The organism is Pseudomonas sp. 43mfcvi1.1 (assembly GCF_900115935.1).
Taxonomy (GTDB): Bacteria; Pseudomonadota; Gammaproteobacteria; order Pseudomonadales; family Pseudomonadaceae; genus Aquipseudomonas; species Aquipseudomonas bijieensis.
In genome coordinates this window covers 313,576-334,313 of sequence record NZ_UETT01000007.1, presented here as the reverse complement: position 1 = coordinate 334,313, position 20,738 = coordinate 313,576, and the positions used below count along the sequence as shown (strand labels likewise).

The following is a 20,738-nucleotide window of genomic DNA, read 5'->3' as shown; positions in this document are numbered from 1 at the left end:
ACGATGAACAGGGTGTACTTCAAGACGGGCCGCCTCATGGCCGGATTATTGATGTGTCTGGCGCTGGCGGCTTGCGGCAAGGCCGAGCCACCGGCGACCAGTGAGGCGACGCTGGCGTTTCATCCCAGCGATGAGTGCCATGTGTGCGGCATGGTCATCACCGACTTTCCCGGCCCCAAGGGCGCGGCAGTCGGGACCGATGGCGTGAAGAAATTCTGCTCGCCGGCAGAGATGCTGGGCTGGTGGTTGCAACCGGAAAACCATCGGGCCGACGTCAAGCTGTATGTCCACGACATGGGCCGCAGCCATTGGAATACGCCGGATGACGCTCACCTGATCGACGCCCGGACTGCCTACTTCGTCATCGGTAGCGGGCTCAAAGGCGCCATGGGCGTCGTACTGGCCTCGTTCTCCGACCCCCAGGCGGCACAGAAACTCGCCAGCGATACCGGCGGTCAGGTGTTGCGCCTGGAAGACATCGACCAGAAACTGTTGGGGCAGGCCACGGCCATGTCGCCGATGAGCCACTGATATTGTCTGCACACCGAACGGCTCTTGTGGCAAGGACGCTTGTGGGAGCAAAGCTTGCTCGCGATAGAGGCGCCTCGATTCTGCCAGACCGCATCGCCTCTATCGCGGGCAAGCCTTGCTCCCACATAGCGGGAGTAATCTCATCCCATGGAAGCGTCCACCCGCTACCCAAGTAGCATTCGTCGACCCGGCGCGGCTTCGTACACTCAGGGCTCCTATCACGCACCCGCCGGAGGCGAAGATGCAGCAGGCCCAGAGCGAAGGTGTGGTGAGCGCCATGTCCCAGGCCACGGACGTCCAGCAGGTGGCCCAGGAGTTGGCGCGGCAGTTGTTGCACCCGTACCTGGGTTTCGTGCTGTTTTTCTGTTCCGCCGAATACGACTTGCCGGCCCTCGGCCAGGCGTTGTCCCAGAGTTTCGGCGGGATTCGCCTGGTGGGCTGTACCAGCGCCGGTGAAATCACCACCCAGGGTTACGGCCGCAATTGCGTGACGGCGGTGGGGTTCGATCATCGGCACTTTTCCATTGCCGCCGAGCTGATCGGCGAAATGGAGCACTTCAGCCTGATCGACGCCCAGCAAATGGTCGAGCGCCTGGCGAGCGGTTGCCGCAGCAATGCCTTGGCGCCGATCAAGGGCCACAGTTTCGCCTTGACCCTGCTCGATGGCCTGTCCAGTCGCGAGGAAATGGTACTGGCGGCGTTGAGCGCCGCGCTGGGGGACATCCCGCATTTCGGTGGTTCGGCCGGTGATGACAACTACCTGACCCACACCCATGTGTACTTCGAAGGCCAGTTCCACAGCGGCGCGGCCGTGGTGTTGCTGATCAACACCTGGCTGGAGTTCGAAGTGTTCACCACCCATCACATCCTGCCCCGGCAAGAGAAGTTGGTGGTGACTGGCGCCGACAGTACCTCGCGACGGGTCTATGAGCTCAACGCCGAACCCGCTGCCGAAGAATACGCCCGGCATATCGGCGTGCCAGTGAGTGCACTCGACTACCGGGTCTTCGCCGCCCATCCACTGGCGGTGCGCATCAACGACCAGTACTACGTACGGGCGATCCAGCAGGTGCACCCGGACCTGAGCCTGAGTTTCTACTGCGCGGTGGAGAACGGCATCGTCCTCACTGCGATGACCCCCGGCCCGTTGCTGCACAACCTGCAAAGCCTGTTCGACGGCTTGCAGGCGCGCCTCGGCGACTTGCTGCTGACCATCGGCTGCGATTGCTTCCTCCGGCGCCTGGAGCTGGAAGATCGCGGCGGCCTGGAGCAGATCGGCCAATTCCTGCGCGAACAACGGGTGATGGGGTTCAACACCTATGGAGAACAGTTCAATGGCATGCATATCAACCAGACGTTCACCGGAGTTGCCATTGCCCGACATCGCGTCCCCGGACATCGCTGAGCTGCAGGCCCAGCTCGCCACCCTGCAGCATGAAAACCGCAAGTTGCGACGCATCAACGAGGCGCTGATCGAGCGGGTGGAGTCCGGCGTAACCCGAGGCAACGACCCCTATGCGGCGTTCCAGCACTCGGTGGTGCTGGCCGAACAGGTGCGCGAGCGCACCGATGCCCTGAACCAGGCCATGGCCGAGCTCAAGGCCGGCAATCACTTGTTGGGCGAGGCGCGGCTGCGGGCGGAAACGGCTCATCGGCACTTGATCGATGCGATCGAAAGCATCTCCGACGCGTTTGTGCTGTTCGACGAGCAGCAACGCATTGTCCTGTTCAACAGCCGTTTCAAGGCCTTCTGGGCCAACAGCCGGGTGCGCATCATCGCTGGCATGCGTCTGTCCGAGGTCAAGCGCCTGATGACCGCCAACGGGCTGTTCAGCGAAGAACCCCGCGGCCAGGCCGATGAGCATGTGCTGTATCGCTTGCAAAATGGGCGATGGCTGCAAGTCAGCGAGCGGCCGACCCAGGAAGGTGGACGGGTGATCCTGTTCACCGACATCACCGACGTCAAGCTCAGTGAAACCGTGCGCCGCGAGCAGGCCATCGCGCAGAAGTCCCACTTGTTGCAGCGGGCGGTGGACAACCTGTCCCAGGGCGTGGCGATGGTCAACGCCCAGGGTGTGCTGGAGCTGTGGAACCGGCGCTTCCTCGAACTCAGCGGCCTGGCCCCGGTGGCGGCTCATCGGCCGTTCAACGAAGTGATCGCCGACAGCGAACTGCAACTGCTGACCCCGGCCAGCCGCGACAGTAACGGCCGGCTGATCCACGAATGTGAGCAGCGCCTGTCCGATGGCCGGGTCCTGGAGGTCCGCACGCATCCACTGCCTACCGGCGGCTACGTCAACACCTTTACCGACATCACCGAGCGCTACCAGCACGCCGAGGCCCTGAGCGAAAGCGAGCGCTGGATTCGCCTGATCACCGACCATGTGCCGGCGCTGATCGCCTATCTCAATGCCGACCTGGTCTACGAATTCACCAACAAGGTCTACGAGCAGTGGTATTGCTGGCCCCGTGGCGTGATGCTTGGTCAGAGCCTGCGCGAAGCCCACAGCGAACAGCATTACCAGCGCCTGGAAGCCTACGTGGCCCGGGCCTTGGCGGGCGAGAGCGTGACGTTCGAATTCGCCGAGACCAACATCAACAACCAGGAGCGCTACATGCTGCGCTCCTATGTACCGAATCGCTTGGCCAACGGCGAAGTGGTGGGGATCTTCGTGCTGATCCGCGATATCACCGAACGCCGCCGCACCGCCGAAGCGCTGCACCAGGCCTATCAGAACCTGGAACAGCGGGTCCAGGAGCGCACCGCCGAACTGACCACCCTCAACGACCAGTTGTTGCGCGAGATCGACGAGCGCAGCCGTGTGGAATTGCGCCTGCGCGAGGCCAAGCGCGAGGCCGAGCAGGCCAACCTGTCGAAGACCAAGTTCCTCGCCGCGGTCAGCCATGACCTGCTGCAACCGCTCAACGCCGCCCGGTTGTTCACCAGTGCGCTGCTGGAGCGCCGCGAGCCGGTGGCCAACACGCAGCTGGTGCGCAACGTCAGCAATTCGCTGCAGGACGTGGAGAATCTGTTGGGCACCCTGGTGGACATATCCAAGCTGGACGCCGGGGTGATCAAGGCCGATGTCGCACCGTTCGGCCTCAGCGAGTTGCTCGATAACCTCGCCGCCGAGTATGTCCAGGTCGCCCGTAGCGAAGGGCTGGCGCTGCACTATGTCGGCTGTTCAGTGTTGGTGCGCAGCGACATGCAATTGCTCGCGCGGATCCTGCGCAATTTGCTGACCAATGCCATTCGCTATACCCCCAGCGGCCGTGTCGTGCTGGGCTGCCGGCGGCATCGCCAGAGTGTTTCGATCCAGGTCTGGGACAGCGGCATCGGTATTGCCGAAGACCGTCTGGAGGAAATATTCCAGGAGTTCAAGCGCGGCGACGTACAGCGGCCGAATCAGGACCGTGGGTTGGGCCTGGGCCTGGCGATCGTCGAGAAGATCGCCGGGATCCTCGGGCACCGGATCCAGGTGCGCTCCTGGCCGGGCAAGGGCTCGATGTTCGCCGTCGAAGTACCTTTGAGCGCCACTGCGCCCAAGCCGTTGCCATGCCTGGACATGAGCGAGCCGATGCTCGAGCGACTGCGCGGAGCGCGGGTCTGGGTGCTGGATAACGATGCGGCGATCTGCGCCGGTATGCGCACCTTGCTGGAAGGTTGGGGGTGTCGGGTGGTGACCGCGCTGTCAGAGCAAGACCTGGCGCGGCAGGTGGACAACTACCATGCCGAGGTCGACCTGCTGATCGCCGATTATCATCTGGACCACGATCAGAACGGCGTCGATGCCGTGGCCCGGATCAACGCCCGCCGGGGTTCACCGATCCCGGCGATGATGATCACCGCCAACTACAGCAACGAGCTCAAGCAGCAGATCCGCGAGCGCGGGCACACCTTGATGCACAAGCCGGTGCGGCCGATGAAGCTGAAGATTGCGATGAGTCATCTGTTGGGCCAGATCCAGGGCCATTGAGCCGAACACTGTTGTGGCGAGGGAGCTTGCTCCCGCTGGGCTGCGAAGCAGCCCCCAGGGTCTGTCTGGCATATCGAGTTGTCAGGGTTTAGGGCCGCTTCGCGCCCCAGCGGGAGCAAGCTCCCTCGCCACAGGGTTGTGCGCCTCAACGCCGCAGATAAGCCCCGAAATCAATATCCCCGGCACTGAGGATCGCCTGCACCCGGTTGTGCACATTGAGCTTGCGCAGGATCGCCGAGACGTGGGCCTTGACCGTGGTTTCGGCGATGTCCAGGGTGTAGGCGATCTGTTTGTTCGACTCGCCCTTGGTCATGCGTTCGAGTACCAGCAGTTGCTTGCGGGTCAGGGCCTGGAGCAGTTCCGGCGGGAACGCGGGGGTTTCGTTCAGGCGCCGGCCCATCGGGCTTTTTTGCGTGCGAATGATGTCGGGCGGCAGGTACACGTTGCCGTTGAGGATCTGCTCGATGGCGTCGGTCATCTGCGAGCGTGGCGAGGATTTGGTGATGAAGCCCACCGCGCCATAGGTGATGGCCTGCAGCACCACCTGCTTGTCCTGCTCGGCGGAGACGATCACCACGGGAATGGTAGGTGCCTCGTTGCGCAGGTTGATCAGGCCATTGAGCCCGTGCATGCCGGGCATGTTCAGGTCCAGCAGGATCAGGTCCAGGTCGTCGTGCTCGGCAGTCAATGCCAGGGCACTGTCCAGGTCGGCGGTCTCCATGACCTCGCTGCCAGGAAAACCGTCGCTGATGACGTTGTGGATGGCTTCGCGAAACAGTGGGTGATCGTCGGCTATCAGGATTTTATACATGGCCATTCACCTCGTTATTGTCGTGTGGGGCAGGGCAGTTGCACGCACTTTTTGCATGATCATGGAAAGGGTTCGGGCCGGGCCGCTTGCAAGGGCAGGTTGGCCGCCTCCCAGGCATCGAGGCCATCGCGGTACCAATACAAATGCTTATAGCCCATGGCAGCGGCGCGTTTTACCGCGTTCCAGCTCAGCCAGCAATCGGCGCGGCAATAAAAGACCAGCGGTAGATCCAGCCGCCCGCCGGTGGCCGTGCGCAGGTGATGGCTGAAGTAGGCCTGCCAGGTGGGGTCGAGATCGCCGTCACCGGTATTGGCCAGCCACAGGCTGCCGGGGAGGTTGGCATGGGGTTCGCTGTCGATGAAACGTCCCTGGACCCAGGGACGGCGATAGACGTCGATCAGGATCGGGGGGGAGGCTTGGCCAAGCAGGCGTTGCAGGGCCTGGGTGTCGAGGGTCTGGGCGCCGTCGACGGTGGCGGGCGTCGGGCTGCGGTATTGGGCGATGCGATAGCCCTGTGCTGAAAACAGCGCGGTATCGGCCTGCGCGACATTCAGCGCCAGGCCCAGCAGGAGGATCGCCAGCAAACGGGGCATAGGATTTATCCTTTTTGTTATGCGCCCATTACATGCCAGGGTCGAGGTCTTGTGAATGCGACCATAGACAGGAAAACCGGTACTAAAGTAGTAATTTGAGTGTTAAAGACCCGCGCGACATGGAGAACATGCACCGAACCCTGTGGGAGCAAAGCTTGCTCGCGATAACGGTGTGCCAGTCAACATCAATTCTGGATGAACCGCCGCCATCGCGAGCAAGCTTTGCTCCCACAGACTGTACAACGAGGCGTTAGCTGCCGGCCTTGCGCAACGCCGCATGCTGCGGATTGAACGTCCACACCGCCAGCAGCGCGAACACCAGGGTCAACCCCACGCACACCACCATCGCCAGCAGGTTGAACCGCTCATACAGGGCAAACCGCACCAATTCCACGCCATGGGTGAACGGGCTGACTGCGCAGAGCCAGTACAGCCACGGGCTGGCTTCCTGCATTTTCCACAGCGGGTACAGCGCCGAAGACAGGAAGAACAGCGGGAAAATCACGAAATTCATCACCCCGGCAAAATTCTCCAGTTGCCGGATGGCATTGGACAGCAGCAAGCCCAGGGCGCTGAGCATCAGGGCCACCAGCAGCAAGGCCGGCAGGGCCAGCAGCAGGCCCATGGTCGGTGGCTGGATGCCGTACAACCAGGCGATGGCGAGGAAGGCATAGACCTGCAACAGCGAGATCAACGAGGTCGCCAGTAACTTGCTTGCCAACAGGAAAGCCCGGGGCAGGGGGCTGGTGAGCAGGACGCGCATGCTGCCCATTTCCCGGTCATAGACCATCGACAGCGAACCCTGCATGCCGTTGAACAACAGGATCATGCAGGCCAGCCCCGGCACGATGTACACCTCGTAGGGGATGTAGGTGTCGTAGGGCGCGATGATGGCGATGCCCAGGGCCGCGCGAAAGCCGGCGGCGAACACCAGCAGCCACAGCAGTGGCCGCACCAGGGCGCTGAGCAGCCGTGTGCGTTGCAGCACGAAGCGCAGCCATTCGCGCGTCACGATGCCGCTGAAACAATACCAGTACGCGCTCATGGGTGGACTCCCTTGGCGGTCAAGAGTGTGAAGGCTGAGCCGAGGCTGCCGCCGTGTTCCAGGCTCACGGCATCGGCGCGGCCACTGGCGACCAGGCGGCCTTGATGCACGATCAACAGGTCGTCGCTGGGCTGCACTTCGTCCAGCAGGTGAGTGGTCCAGAGCACGCTGATGCCTTGCTCGCTGCACAGTTGCCGGATGTGCAGGCCCAGGGCGAGGCGGCTGGCCGGATCGAGGCCGACGCTGGGTTCGTCGAGCAGCAACAGGCGCGGTTCATGGAGCAGGGCGCGGGCGATTTCCACCCGGCGTCGATGGCCGCCGTTGAGGTCGCGCACCCGCTCGTGGCGCCGCTCGGTCAGGTGCTGGCGGGTCAGTTCGGCGTCGATGCGGACGGCGCCCTGGCGTCGCGAAAAGCCGTGCAGCGCCAGGTGATAGCGCAGGTTCTGTTCAATGCTCAGGTCCAGGTCCAGGGTGCTCTGTTGGAACACTACGCCCAGCTGGCGCAAGGCCGGTCGTGGTGACTTTTGCAAGGAGTGGCCGCCAACGCGGATGTCGCCGTGCTGTAAGTCATACAGCCGGGTGAGCAGGGCGATCAGCGTCGACTTGCCGGCCCCGTTGGGTCCCAGCAGCGCGGCGAAACGTCCGGCGGGCAGACTGAAACTCATCTGTTTGAGGGCTTCGCGTGCGCCATAGGCAAAGCTCAGGTCGCTGACTTCCAGGGCGTTCATGGCGTAACCACCACGCCCCAAGGGTAGCGCCCGACTTTCACCGACTTGAGGACCTTGCGGCTCTCCACATCGATGACCGAGACGTCACCGCTGACGCCGTTTGTCGCCAACAGTTGCTTCTGGTCCGGGGTAAACGCCAGTTGCCAGACTCGGCGGCCCACCAGCAGGTAATCCAGCACTTCGAAGGTCTTGGCATCGATCACCGCCACATGGTTGGCCGGGCCCAGCGCGACGAACGCCAGTTTGCCGTCGGCACTGAGCTTGATGCCCACCGGCTGGACCTTGTCCGGGTGCACGCCTTTGATCTGGAACGTCAGGGTCTTGAGGATTTTACGCGTAGCCACATCGAGCACGGTCAACGTGCCGCCGATCTCCGCCGAGGCCCAGAGCTGCGTACCGTCGCGATTGAATTCGACGAAGCGCGGCCGCTGGTCCACCAGGGTGTTGTCGGCCAGGGTCTGGGTGCTGGTGTCGATCCAGTGCAGCATGTTGGTGGTTTCACTGGTGTTGACCGCCCACTTGCCGTCAGGGCTCACGGCCATGCCTTCGGGCTCGACACCCACGCCGATCTGGCCCAGCACTTCGGAGGTCTGGGTGTCGATCACCGTCACCAGCGCATCGTCTTCGTTGGACACATACAGCCAACGGTCGTTGGGGTGCAGGGCGAATTGCTCTGGATCTTTGCCGGAGGGCAGTTCCTTGATGATTTTGCGGGTGGCGACGTCCATCACCTGGACCCGGTCCGAGTCACTGGCGCAGATGTACAACAGGCGATTGTCATGGGACAGCAACAGGCCTCGGGGGCGTTGGCCCACCGGTAGGGTGTCGATGACTTCCAGGCTTTGCATGTCGATCAGGCTCAGGCTGTTGTCTTTCTCGTTGGAGACCCAGGCGATGCTGGCGGCGGCGGGGCCAGCGGCCAGCAGGGCAGCGCCCAGGGCGAGGGCTTGGCAGAGCCGGGCCGGGTAAATCAGGGAGCGACGCATGGCGGTTTCCTTATTGTTGTTATCGATCAGGGGTAACGGCAGCTCACCTCGGGCTGGTCATAGCCCAGGCTGTCCATTTCATTGGTAGGGTGGAGGAAACCGTCCTGGGGCGAGGTGCTGACCAATGCCCGGGGTTGGACCAGGGGAATGGGTTGGCGCAACTGGCCGTTCCAGGGCCGATAACTGAGCTTGCGGCCCTTGAAACCGTCCAGGGGCAACTGGTCGCTGAGGGCCAGTTGGCGGATAGCGAGCGGGTCGTCCTGACGCAACTTGCTCACCGCGCTGGCGATGCTGCGCACGGCGATCCAGGCGGCGAAGTCGCGGTCGTTCATCCAGCGTCCGGCCAGGGCTTCGAAGCGTTTTTGCAACTGCGCCGCGCCGTAGGTTTCCACGGTCTTGTGCCAACCGGTGGGCGTCAGCCCTTGGGTGCCGGCCACCGGGCGTGGGTACCAGGTCTGGTAGGGCAGGTATTCGCCGAAATCGCCGCGCTCGTCGGCCACCAGCACCACGTCGTACTCGGCGGTCTGGGTGAACAGCGGCATGTCGGCCTGGGCGCTGCGACGCTGGTCGTTGTCGAACTGCCAGGCCTTCTCGGCGACGATCTTCATGCCGAAGCGTTTCATCGCCCGGCGCAATGCGGCGGCATAGGCCTGGTCCTCGGGCGTCTGGCCCACGATCAGCAAGGCCCGCTGCCATTTACGCACGACGCTGAATTGCACCAGAGCATCGGCGAGCATGGCGCGGTCGGGCAGGCTGTGCAGTACGTTGCCCAGGCAGTCGGTGGTACGCAGGCTGTCGTCGGGGCTGCCGGCGTTGAACAGCAGGCTGTCGGGCAGGGCGGCGCTGAGCTGGCGCAGGCTGGCGACCGGTGCGTTGACCACGAACAGCCGCAGGCCCTGGTCGTGTTGGGCGCGGGCGGCCAGGAGCAGCGCTTCGGGAGTGTCGACGCTGGCGCTTTCCAGGCGGTAGTCGTGCTTGAGAAAACGTCCGGTGCTGTTGCTGTCGATGATCGCCAGTTCAGCACCGCGCAAGCCGGCATCGGCCGGTTCGGCAATGACGTTGGACAGCAGCGGGCCGGGGTCGGGGCGATAGCCCAGGTAGCCGATGCGCACTTGCAGCGGTGTGGCATCGCCAGCGTGAGCGGTTGCCGCTGCCAGCAGAGAAACCAAGGCGTAACTGACGAGCCGGCGCATGACATCCTCCATTGCGGGTAGCGCCAGCATAGGAAGCCAGGGGGGCGGGGGAAATATGTAGAAAGTACCGCCGGTGCAGTACCAAGGTAGTAACTCGCCTTGGCGGCCGGGGTTTTAGCATGCAAGGCATCGTCATTGACCAGGAGGGACGACCATGCGGATTCTCAAAGCGCTGCTGCTGCCGTTTCTGCTGATCCTGAGCCTGGTTGGCGTTGACCGGCTGGCCGGTAAAAAAATCGGGTGCAATGGACATAAAAGCTGCGGCCACCCCGTAACCCCGGTGGGAGCGAGCCTGCTCGCGATAGCGGCCTCACATCCAACATTATTGTCGACTGACCCACCGCTTTCGCGAGCAGGCTCGCTCCCACAAGGGATTTGTGTCCGGCGCGGATGTGAGTTCATCCCGGCAATGGGCCGCTAACCATGTCAGCCCTCTGGCGCATCAACCTCTGGGTGTCAGCCTTTTTCGCCCTGGTCACCCTGGCCTGTGCCGTCCTGTTGTTGCACCAAGCCACGACCGATGTGAGACGAGAACTGCAATCGGCCGAGTCGGTGGTGCATTACCTGCGCGAAACCGCCGAGCGCGACCCGGCCAGTCTCCAGATGCGCTTGACCGGTAGCCTGCGTCATGTGCGGGTCCACTGGTTGGCCCCTGGGGAGCTGTTTCCGGCGGATGAGAAAGGGATAAAGGCCTGGTTCGGGCGTCGACTCCTGGAGGACGGACCCGCCGCCCAGGTGGTGGATTTGCCTGACGGTCGGCGGGCCTGGATTGCCGTCGATCCTCGGGATGAAATCGACGAGATTATCGATTCATTGGTGCAACTGCTGGGCGTTTGCGCCCTGGCGCTGTTGCTCAGCCTGCTGGTGATCCGCTGGGCGGTGCGCCGGGGCATGCGTTTGCTCGATGAGTTGCTGCAGGCGCTGCGTCAGGTGTCTGCCGGAAACCTGCAGGTACGCCTGGGCACTGAGGGGCTCCCGGAAGCGCAGCAACTGGCGAGGTACTTCAACCGCATGACCGCCGCCCTGGCCGAGGCCCAGGCTGACAACGCCCGGCTCACCCAGGCCTTGCTGGCTGTGCAGGAACAGGAGCGCACCCGGCTGGCCCAGACCCTGCACGATGACCTGGGCCAATACGTGGCTGGCATTCGCGCTCATGCCTGCCTGCTGCGCCTGGTGACAAACCAGCCGCAAGCGCTAGAGCAGACCGTCAGCCAGCTCGAAGACCATTGCGAGCATTTGCAGCATGGCTTCCGGGCGCTGGTGCATGACTTGTACCCGGTGGTGTTGCAGCACTTGTCGTTGAGCGATGCCATAGGGGTGTTGGCGGGGCAATGGCAAAAGACCCAGGGCATTGCCTGTCGGGTGTCGATCGATGAGGCGTTGCCGCCGTTGTCCGGTGCCGACAAGACCCATCTGTATCGCTTGTTGCAGGAAGCCCTGACCAACGTCGCCCGCCATGCGGGCGCCAGCGAGGTGCGCATTCGCCTGCAACACCGTGCCGGACGCCTGCGCCTGCTGGTGCGTGACAATGGCCGTGGAGCCACGCAACCGGCACGAGCAGGCGTTGGCTTGCACTCGATGTCCGAGCGGGCCCGCAGCCTGGGGGGCGAGTTGCGGATCATCAGCCAGCCTGGCGCCGGTTGGGCGCTGGCCTTGAATATTGCCTTGGAGGCGTGATGAACATTTTGTTGGTGGATGACCACGCGGTGGTGCGGCAGGGCTATGCCAGCCTTTTGCGGGTGTTGATGCCGGACCTGCTGGTCCGCGAAGCGGCCACCGGAGAGGAGGCCTTGAGCCTGGTGCAGGAGCAGGTGCCGCATCTGGTGATCATGGACTTCGGCCTGCCCGGTATCAGCGGCCTGGAAACCACGCGGCGATTACGCCAGCGCCTGCCGCAACTGCGTGTGCTGTTCTTCAGCATGCACGATGAATTGCCGTTGGTACGCCAGGCGCTGGACGCAGGTGCTATGGGCTACCTGACCAAGAATTCGGCGCCCCAGGTGCTGGTGGAAGCAGTACGCCGGGTGCTGGCCGGCCATGCCTACATCGAACAGTCCCTGGCCACACAACTGGCCTGCGCCAGCTCCAGGCACGATGTCGACCCACGCCTGCAATGCATGACCCAACGGGAGTTGGAGATCTTCGTCATGCTCGCCAAGGGCACCCCCGCACGCACCATCGCCGAACAGCTGTGCATCAGCGCCAAGACCGTGTCGAACCACCTGACGCTGCTCAAGAGCAAGTTGCAGGTCAGCTCCCATGCCGAGCTGGTGCACCTGGGGATTGATATGGGGGTGGTGCGGGTGGCGGGGTGAAAACCCTCATTCCCAGGCGATGACGATCCACTGTGGCGAGGGAGCTTGCTCCCGCTGGGTGCGAAGCGCCCCCAAAAACCGGCACCTCGGTGCATCAGGTCCATTGAGTTGACCCTATTGAGGGCTGCTTCGCAGCCCAGCGGGAGCAAGCTCCCTCGCCACAGGGTTTATGTGCTCCAGAGCCTTCACTGATCCCAGGAAGTCGGGCACCCCGTACAACCCTGCATGTTCGCATCCTGAAAATTCCCGTAATGCTGGCGAGAACCGCTCAGGTTGGCCTGTTCCAGGTTGCTTTCGCCGAGCTTGGCTTCTTGCAGGTTGGCGTCACGCAGATCGGCGCCCTTGAGGTCGGCCTTGCTCAGCCAGGCCATTTCCAGGTCAGCGGCTTGCAGGTTGGCCTCGTGCAGTCGCGCGCCGGACAAGCGAGCGAACTGAAGATAGGCTGCGGTCAGGTCGGCACGCTGGAACTGCGCACCCTGGGCGAACAGCCCCCAACCCTGGATCGCCTTGAGCGTGGCGCCGCTGAAGTCCGCCAGGCGCAGGTTGCTTTGCTGCAGACTGGCACGGGTCAGGTTGGCGCCCTGTAGCTGGGCTTTTTCAAGGTTGGCCAGGTCCAGTCGCGCATGGCGCAGGTCGGCGTCGCGCAGGTCGGCACCGCTGAGGTTCATTTTGCGCAGGTCCTGGTTCGCCAGTTTTGCTCCACGCAGGTTGGCGCCGGGGCATTGACTGGCTTCGGCGATGAGGCAGCCGTTGATGGTCAGAGGTGTTTCGGTGTCGTCGGCGTTGGCATGGACGCAGATGAGCAGAAGCAGCAGAGGGAGAAATCTCATGGCAGTAAACTCGGTTGACTGTGGGAGCGAGCCTGCTCGCGATAGCGGCGGGACATTCAACATCACCGCTGACTGAACCATCGCTTTCGCGAGCAAGCCCGCTCCCACAAGGGATCTGCAGCGGACACAGATTTTGTGTCCGACAACCATCAACTGTGGGAGCGGGCTTGCTCGCGAAGCCGGCGGCACATTCAACATCACTGCCAACTGAACCACCGCCATCGCGAGCAGGCTCGCTCCCACAAGGGCTATTGGCGGGCCACCTTGTTATCCCAACTCGGAATCTTGAACACCCAGAACGACCCGCCCTGGGCAACCGGCTTGGTCAGTTCGGCCATGTCGCCGCCCCACAACGGCACGGCGCCGCCGTAGCCGACGGTCACGCCGATGTACTGCTCGCCGTCCTGCTCCCAGGTGATGGGCGGGGAGACGATGCCGCTGCCGGTCTGGAATTTCCACAGCTCCTGGCCGGTCTTGGCGTCGAAGGCCTTGAAGAAACCATCGCCGGTACCGGTGAACACCAGGTTGCCCTTCGTCGCCAGCACGCCGGCCCACAACGGCAGTGCTTCCTTGTGCTCCCAGACCACTTTGCCGGTAGTGGGGTTCATCGCCCGCAGGCTGCCGACGTGATCGTCGTACATGCGCTTGATGCGAAAGCCCATGCCCAGGTAGGCCGAGCCCTTCTTGTAGTTCACTTCCTCGGTCCAGTATTCCTCCTTCCATTGGTTGCCAGGGACGTAGAACAGCCCGGTGTCCTGGCTGTAGGCCATGGGGTTCCAGTTCTTGCCGCCGAGGAAGGGCGGCGAGACTTCCACCGGTTTGCCCTTGGTTTCGCCGGGCAATGGCTTGGCCGGACGTTGGCCGGGATTTTCCACTGGGCGACCGGTCTTCAGGTCGATGTGGCTGGCCCAGGTGATGTTGTCGACGAAGGGGAAGGCGTTCTGCAGCTTGCCGTTGTTGCGGTCCACCACGTAGAAGAAACCGTTGCGGTCCGCGTGGGCGGTGGCCTTGACCACCTTGCCGTCCTTGTCCTTGTAGTCGAACAGCACCAACTCGTTGTTGCCGGAGAAGTCCCAGGCGTCGTTGGGCGTGTGTTGGTAGAACCACTTCACCTCGCCGGTGCTCGGGTCGACACCGACCTGGCCGGAGGTGTAGAGGCTGTCGTAATCGTGAGGGTTGCCATCCTTGGCCGTGCGCGCCCAGGTGTTCCACGGGCCGGGGTTGCCCGCGCCGACGATGATGGTGTTGGTCTCGGCGTCGAAACTGGCGCTCTGCCAAGGTGCGCCGCCGCCATGGCTCCAGGCTTCGACCTTGCCGGTTTCAGTGGTCTTGTCGTCGGGCCAGGACGGCGCCTTGACGTCGCCGGTCGGCGTACTGTCCTTGCCGTTGAGGCGGCCCATGTGGCCTTCGACGAAGGGGCGCATCCAGACTTCTTCGCCGGTGTCCGGGTCGCGGGCAAACAGTTGCCCGACCACACCGAACTCGTCGCCGGAACTGCCGTGGATCAGCAGCACCTTGCCACTGGTCTTGTCCTTGATCAGCACCGGGGCGCCGGTCATGGTGTAGCCGCCGGCGTGGTCGCCGAACTTCTTGTTCCACACCACCTTGCCGGTGTTCTTGTCCAGGGCGACCACCCGCGCATCCAGGGTGCCGAAGTAGATCTTGTCGCCATAGATGGCCGCGCCGCGGTTGACCACGTCGCAGCACGGGCGAATGTTGTCCGGCAGCCGGTGGTTGTAGGTCCACAGGCGCTTGCCGGTCTTGGCGTCGAGGGCGAACACCCGCGAATACGAGCCGGTGACGTACACCACGCCGTCGCTGACGATGGCCTGGGACTCCTGGCCGCGCTGCTTCTCGTCGCCAAACGAGTAGGACCAGGCCGGGGTCAGTTTGAACACGTTCTTGTCGTTGACCTGGGCCAGCGGGCTCCAGCGCTGGGCGTTGGTGCCCATGCCGTATTGCAGCACGTCCTTGGTGGTCAGGTGATCGTTGGCGATGTCTTCCCAGGTGACGGCGGCGCTGGCCACGGGGCTCAGCGACAGACTACCGGCCAGCAGCAAGGCAACGGTCAAGGAAGAGAGGGCGGGTAGCGTTTTTATTCTCATGGTGGCAGTTCCCAGTGAAAGGTTTTGGCCTGACTAGGGTGAGTCGCGCCATGGCCTGGCCGATACGGAAAAAGTCCCGCTTTCGCCGGGAAGACTTCCCGAACCGCCTGTCTTTGCGACCTGCGTCGGATGGCTTGCTACCAAGGAACTAGAACGCGGCCACCAAAGCAGCATTCGGCTGGGGCAGGGGGGTTCCTAAGATGACGGCACGGCTTCTTCACAGAGGTCTTGCGTGCAATCCAGAGGGCATAACAATGACAACTAAACGCAACGCCATCATCGCTACCGCACTGCTGATGGGGCTGATCGGCGCAGGCTCCGCATGGGCCCATGGCAACGTAGTGCCCCAGGCAGTGGAAACCAAGGGTCTGACCCCGATCAAGGACGCCAACTTGCCGTTGGACGCTGATGGGTGGGCTTCCCAGAACCCGTATCGCAACTCTCCCGAGCGTGACAAAGCCGTGGAAATCGGCGCCTCGGCCTACAACCAGAACTGCGCGGCCTGCCATGGCCTGGAGGCCAAGTCCGGCGGGATCGCCCCGGACCTGCGCATGCTCGACGCCGCCGAAGCCGGCGATGAGTGGTTTGTCGAGCGCGTCCGTCACGGCGCGGTGCGCGACGGCCGGGTCTACATGCCGAAAATGGCCGACTACCTGAGTCAGGAAGCCTTGTGGGCGGTGCGCACCTATCTCGACAGCGTGCACGTCGAGGAGTGATCGCCATGCGCCTGTTCGCGTGGGTAATGTGCAGCTTGTTCTTGTGTGGCCAAGCGGTGCAGGCCCAGGTGCGCAGTTACGACCAGATGATCGCCGCCGGGGAGTTGAAGGTGGCGGTCTACAAGGACTTCGCGCCCTACAGTTTCGAAGACCACGGCCAACCCAGGGGCGTGGACGTGGAGCTGGCCCAGGCCTTGGCCAAGGCGCTTGGCGTGCGCTTGCAATTGATCTGGGCACCGCCTGGCGAAAAGCTCGACGACGACCTGCGTGATTACATCTGGCGCAGCAGCCCACTGCACGATCGGCAATTGGCCGACTTGATGATGCGTGTGCCCTACGATCACGACTACGTGCAAAGGCGCAACGACATCGGTGAGCTGGAAAATGCCCAGGTGGTGATGTTCGGGCCTTATCAGCAAGAGTGCTGGCAGGTGGCATATGACCGCCGCCGACTGGATTCGGTGGGCAGCGTCGCGGTGTTCCAGCAACACCCCATTGGCGTTGAAGTCGACAGCGTGCCGTCGTTCTACCTGACGTCAGTGTTCAACGGCATGCTCAGCGCCAAGACCCACCATTATCCCGGTGTCAGCCAGGCCTTCAAGGCCATGCAGGCCGGGGAGGTGGACGCCGTCATGGCCATGCGTGGGGAAATCGACTGGCAGGTGCACGAGGCGGCCGATCCGCAACTGGCGCTGGCGGAAAATGCCTACCCGAACATGGGCAAGCAACGCTGGGAAATCGGCATGGCGGTGCACGAAAGCAACCGTCAGTTGGCCTATGCGGTGGAAGAGGCGCTGGAAGGCTTGATCCGCGACGGCAGCGTCAAGACGGTCTATGCCCATTACGGCCTGCGTTACGACGTGCCCGAGATGTACCAATAGGAGCGCAGGGATGAAATGGCTCGTGTGGTGCCTGCTGTGGTGCAGTCTGCCGATGATCGCGTGGGCGGCTGTCGAGCCAGGCAAGGATCCGGTGCCGTCGGTGATGTGGGCCTTTTATCACAAGCAACTGTTGGGCGACGCGCCGTTCGTGTTCGACGACCGGGTGCGGCTGCTGGCACCACCCTTTGCCGAAGACGCTCGCCAGGTTCCACTGGAAATCGATGCCCGGGCCTTCGCCGGTGACGTGGTGCGGGTGCTGGCCTGGGCCGAACTGAATCCGCTGCCGAGGATCGTGGATTTCCGGCCGGGGGATCGTGTGTTGCCCTGGTTGTCGATCCGCATCCGGATCGAGCAAGCCACGCCGTTGCGCGCCGCCGTGCAGACCCGTGATGGTCTGTGGCACGTCGGCTCGACGCTGATCGACGCGGCAGGGGGCGGCTGTACCGCGCCGAGTGTGGTGCGCACTCAGCCAGGGTGGGAGGAACACTTGGGTGAGGTATTCGGCGCCCGTTACCCCCGGGGCGATACCAATCGCCTGCGCTTGCAGGTGGCCCATCCGATGGATAACGGCCTGGTGAGCGGGATCCCCGAATTTTTCCTCAACCAGGCCCAGTTACTGGATGCCGACGGCAAGGTGCTGGCGCATCTGGAGCTGTTTCCGGCGGTCAGCGAAAACCCCAACCTGGGCTTCGACATACAAGGCCCCGAGCAGACCCGCCTGTTGCTGCGCGACAACAGCGGCAACACGTTCGAGGCGGCGATCCCCTGAACACAAGGAGCGCGCCATGCGCTGGTTGTTGCTGATCTTCATGAGCCTGTGCTGGCCGACCTGGGCCGCGACGGACTATTCACTCAAGCCCCGGCAAATCGCCGAGGGCACCTGGCTGCTGGAAGGCAGCACTGAGAATTTTGCCAAGGCCAACGGCGGCAACATCGTCAATACCGCGTTCATCGTCACCGATGCCGGTGTGGTGGTGATCGACACCGGGCCGTCGAAGCGCTACGGCGAGGCGCTGCGCCAGGCCATTGCCACGACCACCGATAAGCCAATCATCCAGGTCTTGCTGACTCATCATCACCCCGACCATGTACTGGGCAATCAGGCTTTCAGTGACGCGCCCATCGGGGCCTTGGCGGGCACCGCGGACCTGCTGCGGCAACAGGGCGATGCGCTGGCGGAAAACATGTACCGGCTGGTGGGCGACTGGATGCGCGGCACCGAGGTGGTGTTGCCAACCCAGGTGCTGGAGCCCGGTGTGTTGAAGGCGGGTAACCATACCTTGCGACTGCTGCAACTGGCCGGGCACACCGGGGCCGACCTGGCGATCTTCGACGAAACCACTGGCGTGCTGTTCGCCGGCGACCTGGTGTTCTACGAACGCGCTTTGACCACTCCCAACAGTCCGGGACTCGAAGTCTGGCTCAGGGATCTGGACACCTTGCAGGCCTTGCCCTGGAAGCAGATCGTGCCCGGCCACGGCCCGGTCGCGACCGATGCCCGGCCTTTCTTGCAGATGCGCGACTACCTGGGCTGGCTCGACCAACTGATGCGCGACGGCGCGGCCCGGGGCGACGACATGGCCGAGATGATCCGCAGCCCCATTCCTGAGCGCTTTGCCGGGATCAGCCTGAGTCGTTATGAGTTGATTCGCAGCGTCAGTCATCTCTATCCACGTTACGAGCGGGCGGGGATGAAGCGGGTGGACACCCAACCCGAATGATTCAGGCTGTCCCGTGGCGAGGGAGCTTGCTCCCGCTGGGCTGCGCAGCAGCCCCTGTTATCAGTCACTCTGGCCATCAATATTGACTGGGCTATTTTCAGGGCCGCTGCGCGCCCCAGCGGGAGCAAGCTCCCTCGCCACGGGGGGGCGCTGCTCCTCCACATGTACCAAGGAACTAGAAAACTCAACACAGCGGGCAATTGTTGGCAGCGGCCCCGAGCCCAAGAATCTGTGGCAGACCGGGAAAAATTCCCGGGTATAACAATAACCGCAGAGGTAGCCGTCATGAGTCATCCCGCACGTCGCCAACCCTTCGCCGTGAGCCTGCTGCTCAGTGCCATGCTGCTGTCCGGTTCGGCCCTTGCAGCCGTGACCGATCAGGAAATTCTCCAGGACCCGAAAAACCCGCAACAGGTCGTGACCAACGGCCTGGGTGTCCAGGGCCAGCGCTACAGCCCGCTCGATACCCTCAATGTCAATAACGTCAAGGACCTGCGCCCGGTCTGGGCGTTCTCCTTCGGCGGCGAAAAGCAGCGTGGCCAGCAAGCCCAGCCGATGATCAAGGACGGGGTGATGTACCTCACCGGTTCTTACTCGCGGGTATTCGCGGTGGACGCGCGCACCGGCAAGAAACTGTGGCAGTACGATGCTCGCCTGCCCGATGACATCCGCCCTTGCTGCGACGTGATCAACCGTGGCGTGGCGCTGTATGGCGACCTGGTGTTCTTCGGCACTCTCGACGCCAAGCTGGTGGCCCTGAACAAGGACACCGGCAAAGTGGTGTGGAGCAAGAAAGTGGCCGACCACAAGGAAGGCTACTCCATCAGCGCCGCGCCGTTGATCGTCAACGGCAAGCTGATCACGGGCGTGGCCGGTGGCGAGTTCGGCGTGGTAGGCCAGATCAGCGCCTATGATCCGAAAAATGGCGAACTGCTCTGGACCCGTCCAACCGTGGAAGGCCACATGGGCTATGTCTACAAGGACGGCAAGGCGGTCGAGAACGGTATTTCCGGCGGCGAGGCCGGCAAGACCTGGCCGGGCGATCTCTGGAAAACCGGCGGTGCCGCGCCTTGGCTGGGTGGCTACTACGACCCGGAAACCAACCTGCTGCTGTTCGGCACCGGCAACCCGGCACCGTGGAACTCCCACCTGCGTCCTGGCGACAATCTCTATTCTTCGTCGCGCCTGGCCCTGAACCCGGACGACGGCACCATCAAGTGGCACTTCCAAAGCACGCCTCATGACGGCTGGGACTATGACGGCGTCAACGAACTGATCTCGTTCAACTACAAGGACGGTGGCAAGGACATCAAGGCAGCGGCCACCGCCGACCGTAACGGCTTCTTCTACGTGCTCGACCGCACCAACGGCAAGTTCATCCGTGGCTTCCCGTTTGTCGACAAGATCACCTGGGCCACTGGCCTGGACAAGGACGGTCGGCCGATCTACAACGAGGCCAGCCGTCCGGGCGCGCCGGGCAGCGAAGCGAAGGGCAGCTCGGTATTCGTGGCACCGGCCTTCCTCGGCGCGAAAAACTGGATGCCGATGGCCTATAACCAGGACACCGGGTTGTTCTACGTGCCATCCAACGAGTGGGGCATGGACATCTGGAACGAAGGCATCGCCTACAAGAAAGGCGCGGCGTTCCTTGGCGCCGGTTTCACCATCAAGCCGCTGAACGAAGATTACATCGGCGTGCTGCGGGCCATCGACCCCAAGACCGGCAAGGAAGTCTGGCGCCACAAGAACTTCGCGCCGCTGTGGGGCGGGGTGCTGACCACCAAGGGCAACCTGGTGTTCACCGGTACGCCTGAAGGCTTCCTGCAAGCGTTCAACGCCAAGACCGGGGAAAAGGTCTGGGAATTCCAGACTGGTTCCGGCGTGCTCGGCTCGCCCATCACCTGGGAAATGGACGGCGAGCAATACGTCTCCGTGGTCTCTGGCTGGGGCGGCGCGGTGCCGTTGTGGGGCGGCGAAGTGGCCAAGCGCGTGAAGGACTTCAACCAGGGCGGCATGCTTTGGACCTTCAAGTTGCCAAAGGACTTGGTGGCCAAGCGCTGAGCTGAATCTGGGGCGGGTGCAGCCCTTGTGGCGACTGCTCTGTGGGAGCAAAGCTTGCTCGCGATGCAGTCGCCTCGGTTACCTGAGAGACCGCATCGCCTTCATCGCGGGCAAGCCTTGCTCCCACAGGGGCGATGCGTCGTTTCACCAAAAAACCTCGTCCCAATGCTTGAAACCTACGACCAAATAACGAGAGTCCCCCCTGCCAACGACGCATTCGTCCGGCTGGCGGGGCTCTCTACCAT

Annotated in this window: 19 protein-coding genes; 11 read left to right on the top strand and 8 right to left on the bottom strand. The window is 63.2% G+C overall.

Annotated elements, in window-relative coordinates; all coding sequences use genetic code 11:
• Positions 1-3: 3 nt before the first annotated feature.
• The 3 genes from DTP52_RS16185 to nahK all read left to right on the top strand — a co-directional run bounded on the left by DTP52_RS16185 (position 4) and on the right by nahK (position 4,508).
• Positions 4-531 (top strand): nitrous oxide reductase accessory protein NosL, encoded by a 528-nt coding sequence (locus tag DTP52_RS16185; protein WP_109754258.1) that lies wholly within the window; start codon positions 4-6, stop codon positions 529-531.
• Positions 532-772: 241 nt separating this feature from the next.
• Positions 773-1,936, top strand: a complete 1,164-nt coding sequence (gene nosP, locus DTP52_RS16180; protein WP_109754257.1) for a nitric oxide-sensing protein NosP — start codon at positions 773-775, stop codon at positions 1,934-1,936.
• The gene (gene nahK / locus DTP52_RS16175) at positions 1,866-4,508 is read left to right on the top strand and encodes a hybrid sensor histidine kinase/response regulator NahK/ErcS' (RefSeq protein ID WP_109754256.1); all 2,643 of its coding nucleotides are present in this window, start codon (positions 1,866-1,868) and stop codon (positions 4,506-4,508) included. Before nosP ends, nahK begins: the two co-directional genes overlap by 71 nt.
• Before the next feature lie 145 nt (positions 4,509-4,653).
• Here the strand turns inward: nahK and DTP52_RS16170 are convergent, their stop codons facing one another.
• From DTP52_RS16170 to DTP52_RS16145, 6 genes are all read right to left on the bottom strand, one after another.
• Complete coding sequence (locus DTP52_RS16170; RefSeq protein WP_053122521.1) at positions 4,654-5,319, bottom strand: response regulator transcription factor; 666 nt, start codon at positions 5,317-5,319, stop codon at positions 4,654-4,656.
• A gap of 59 nt (positions 5,320-5,378) precedes the next feature.
• Positions 5,379-5,912, bottom strand: a complete 534-nt coding sequence (locus DTP52_RS16165; protein WP_109754255.1) for a PQQ-dependent catabolism-associated CXXCW motif protein — start codon at positions 5,910-5,912, stop codon at positions 5,379-5,381.
• A gap of 250 nt (positions 5,913-6,162) precedes the next feature.
• Positions 6,163-6,957 (bottom strand): ABC transporter permease, encoded by a 795-nt coding sequence (locus tag DTP52_RS16160; RefSeq protein WP_109754254.1) that lies wholly within the window; start codon positions 6,955-6,957, stop codon positions 6,163-6,165.
• Positions 6,954-7,685 carry an ABC transporter ATP-binding protein gene (locus tag DTP52_RS16155; protein ID WP_109754253.1) on the bottom strand — a complete coding sequence of 244 codons (732 nt, stop codon included), beginning with the start codon at positions 7,683-7,685 and terminating at the stop codon, positions 6,954-6,956. The genes DTP52_RS16160 and DTP52_RS16155 overlap by 4 nt, the downstream gene beginning before the upstream one ends.
• Entirely contained in the window at positions 7,682-8,671 is a 990-nt protein-coding gene (locus DTP52_RS16150; RefSeq protein ID WP_109754252.1) for a YVTN family beta-propeller repeat protein, read from the bottom strand. Before DTP52_RS16150 ends, DTP52_RS16155 begins: the two co-directional genes overlap by 4 nt.
• Positions 8,672-8,697: 26 nt before the next feature.
• Positions 8,698-9,864 (bottom strand): ABC transporter substrate-binding protein, encoded by a 1,167-nt coding sequence (locus tag DTP52_RS16145; protein WP_109754251.1) that lies wholly within the window; start codon positions 9,862-9,864, stop codon positions 8,698-8,700.
• A 154-nt stretch (positions 9,865-10,018) separates the two neighbouring features.
• Between DTP52_RS16145 and DTP52_RS16140 the strand changes: the two genes are divergently transcribed.
• From DTP52_RS16140 to DTP52_RS16130, 3 genes are read left to right on the top strand one after another with little or no spacing between them, the layout of a single operon-like run.
• A complete protein-coding gene (locus DTP52_RS16140; protein WP_109754250.1) occupies positions 10,019-10,285 on the top strand; it encodes a hypothetical protein in 267 nt (88 codons plus the stop codon).
• A 2-nt stretch (positions 10,286-10,287) separates the two neighbouring features.
• A complete protein-coding gene (locus DTP52_RS16135) occupies positions 10,288-11,541 on the top strand; it encodes a histidine kinase (RefSeq protein WP_109754249.1) in 1,254 nt (417 codons plus the stop codon).
• Positions 11,541-12,179, top strand: coding sequence for a response regulator transcription factor (locus DTP52_RS16130; protein ID WP_109754248.1), 639 nt, complete (start codon positions 11,541-11,543; stop codon positions 12,177-12,179). The genes DTP52_RS16135 and DTP52_RS16130 overlap by 1 nt, the downstream gene beginning before the upstream one ends.
• Positions 12,180-12,364: 185 nt before the next feature.
• Here the strand turns inward: DTP52_RS16130 and DTP52_RS16125 are convergent, their stop codons facing one another.
• Positions 12,365-13,009: a pentapeptide repeat-containing protein gene (locus DTP52_RS16125; RefSeq protein ID WP_109754247.1), complete on the bottom strand. Its 645-nt coding sequence runs from the start codon at positions 13,007-13,009 to the stop codon at positions 12,365-12,367.
• Positions 13,010-13,257: 248 nt separating this feature from the next.
• Positions 13,258-15,114 carry a quinoprotein ethanol dehydrogenase gene (gene exaA / locus DTP52_RS16120; RefSeq protein ID WP_109754246.1) on the bottom strand — a complete coding sequence of 619 codons (1,857 nt, stop codon included), beginning with the start codon at positions 15,112-15,114 and terminating at the stop codon, positions 13,258-13,260.
• A 254-nt stretch (positions 15,115-15,368) separates the two neighbouring features.
• On the opposite strand from exaA, the gene pedF reads away from it, so the two are divergent.
• The 5 genes from pedF (at position 15,369) to DTP52_RS16095 (ending at position 20,493) form a co-directional block, all read left to right on the top strand.
• A complete protein-coding gene (pedF, locus tag DTP52_RS16115; RefSeq protein ID WP_109754245.1) occupies positions 15,369-15,830 on the top strand; it encodes a cytochrome c-550 PedF in 462 nt (153 codons plus the stop codon).
• Positions 15,831-15,835: 5 nt separating this feature from the next.
• On the top strand, positions 15,836-16,711 hold the full coding sequence (locus DTP52_RS16110) for an ABC transporter substrate-binding protein (protein ID WP_109754244.1): 876 nt from the start codon (positions 15,836-15,838) through the stop codon (positions 16,709-16,711).
• 10 nt (positions 16,712-16,721) lie between these two features.
• Positions 16,722-17,480, top strand: a complete 759-nt coding sequence (locus tag DTP52_RS16105) for a quinoprotein dehydrogenase-associated SoxYZ-like carrier (protein ID WP_109754243.1) — start codon at positions 16,722-16,724, stop codon at positions 17,478-17,480.
• Between the two features lie 16 nt (positions 17,481-17,496).
• Positions 17,497-18,432, top strand: coding sequence for a quinoprotein relay system zinc metallohydrolase 1 (locus DTP52_RS16100; RefSeq protein WP_109754242.1), 936 nt, complete (start codon positions 17,497-17,499; stop codon positions 18,430-18,432).
• 285 nt (positions 18,433-18,717) lie between these two features.
• The gene (locus DTP52_RS16095) at positions 18,718-20,493 is read left to right on the top strand and encodes a PQQ-dependent methanol/ethanol family dehydrogenase (protein ID WP_109754241.1); all 1,776 of its coding nucleotides are present in this window, start codon (positions 18,718-18,720) and stop codon (positions 20,491-20,493) included.
• The last annotated feature ends 245 nt before the right edge of the window (positions 20,494-20,738 follow it).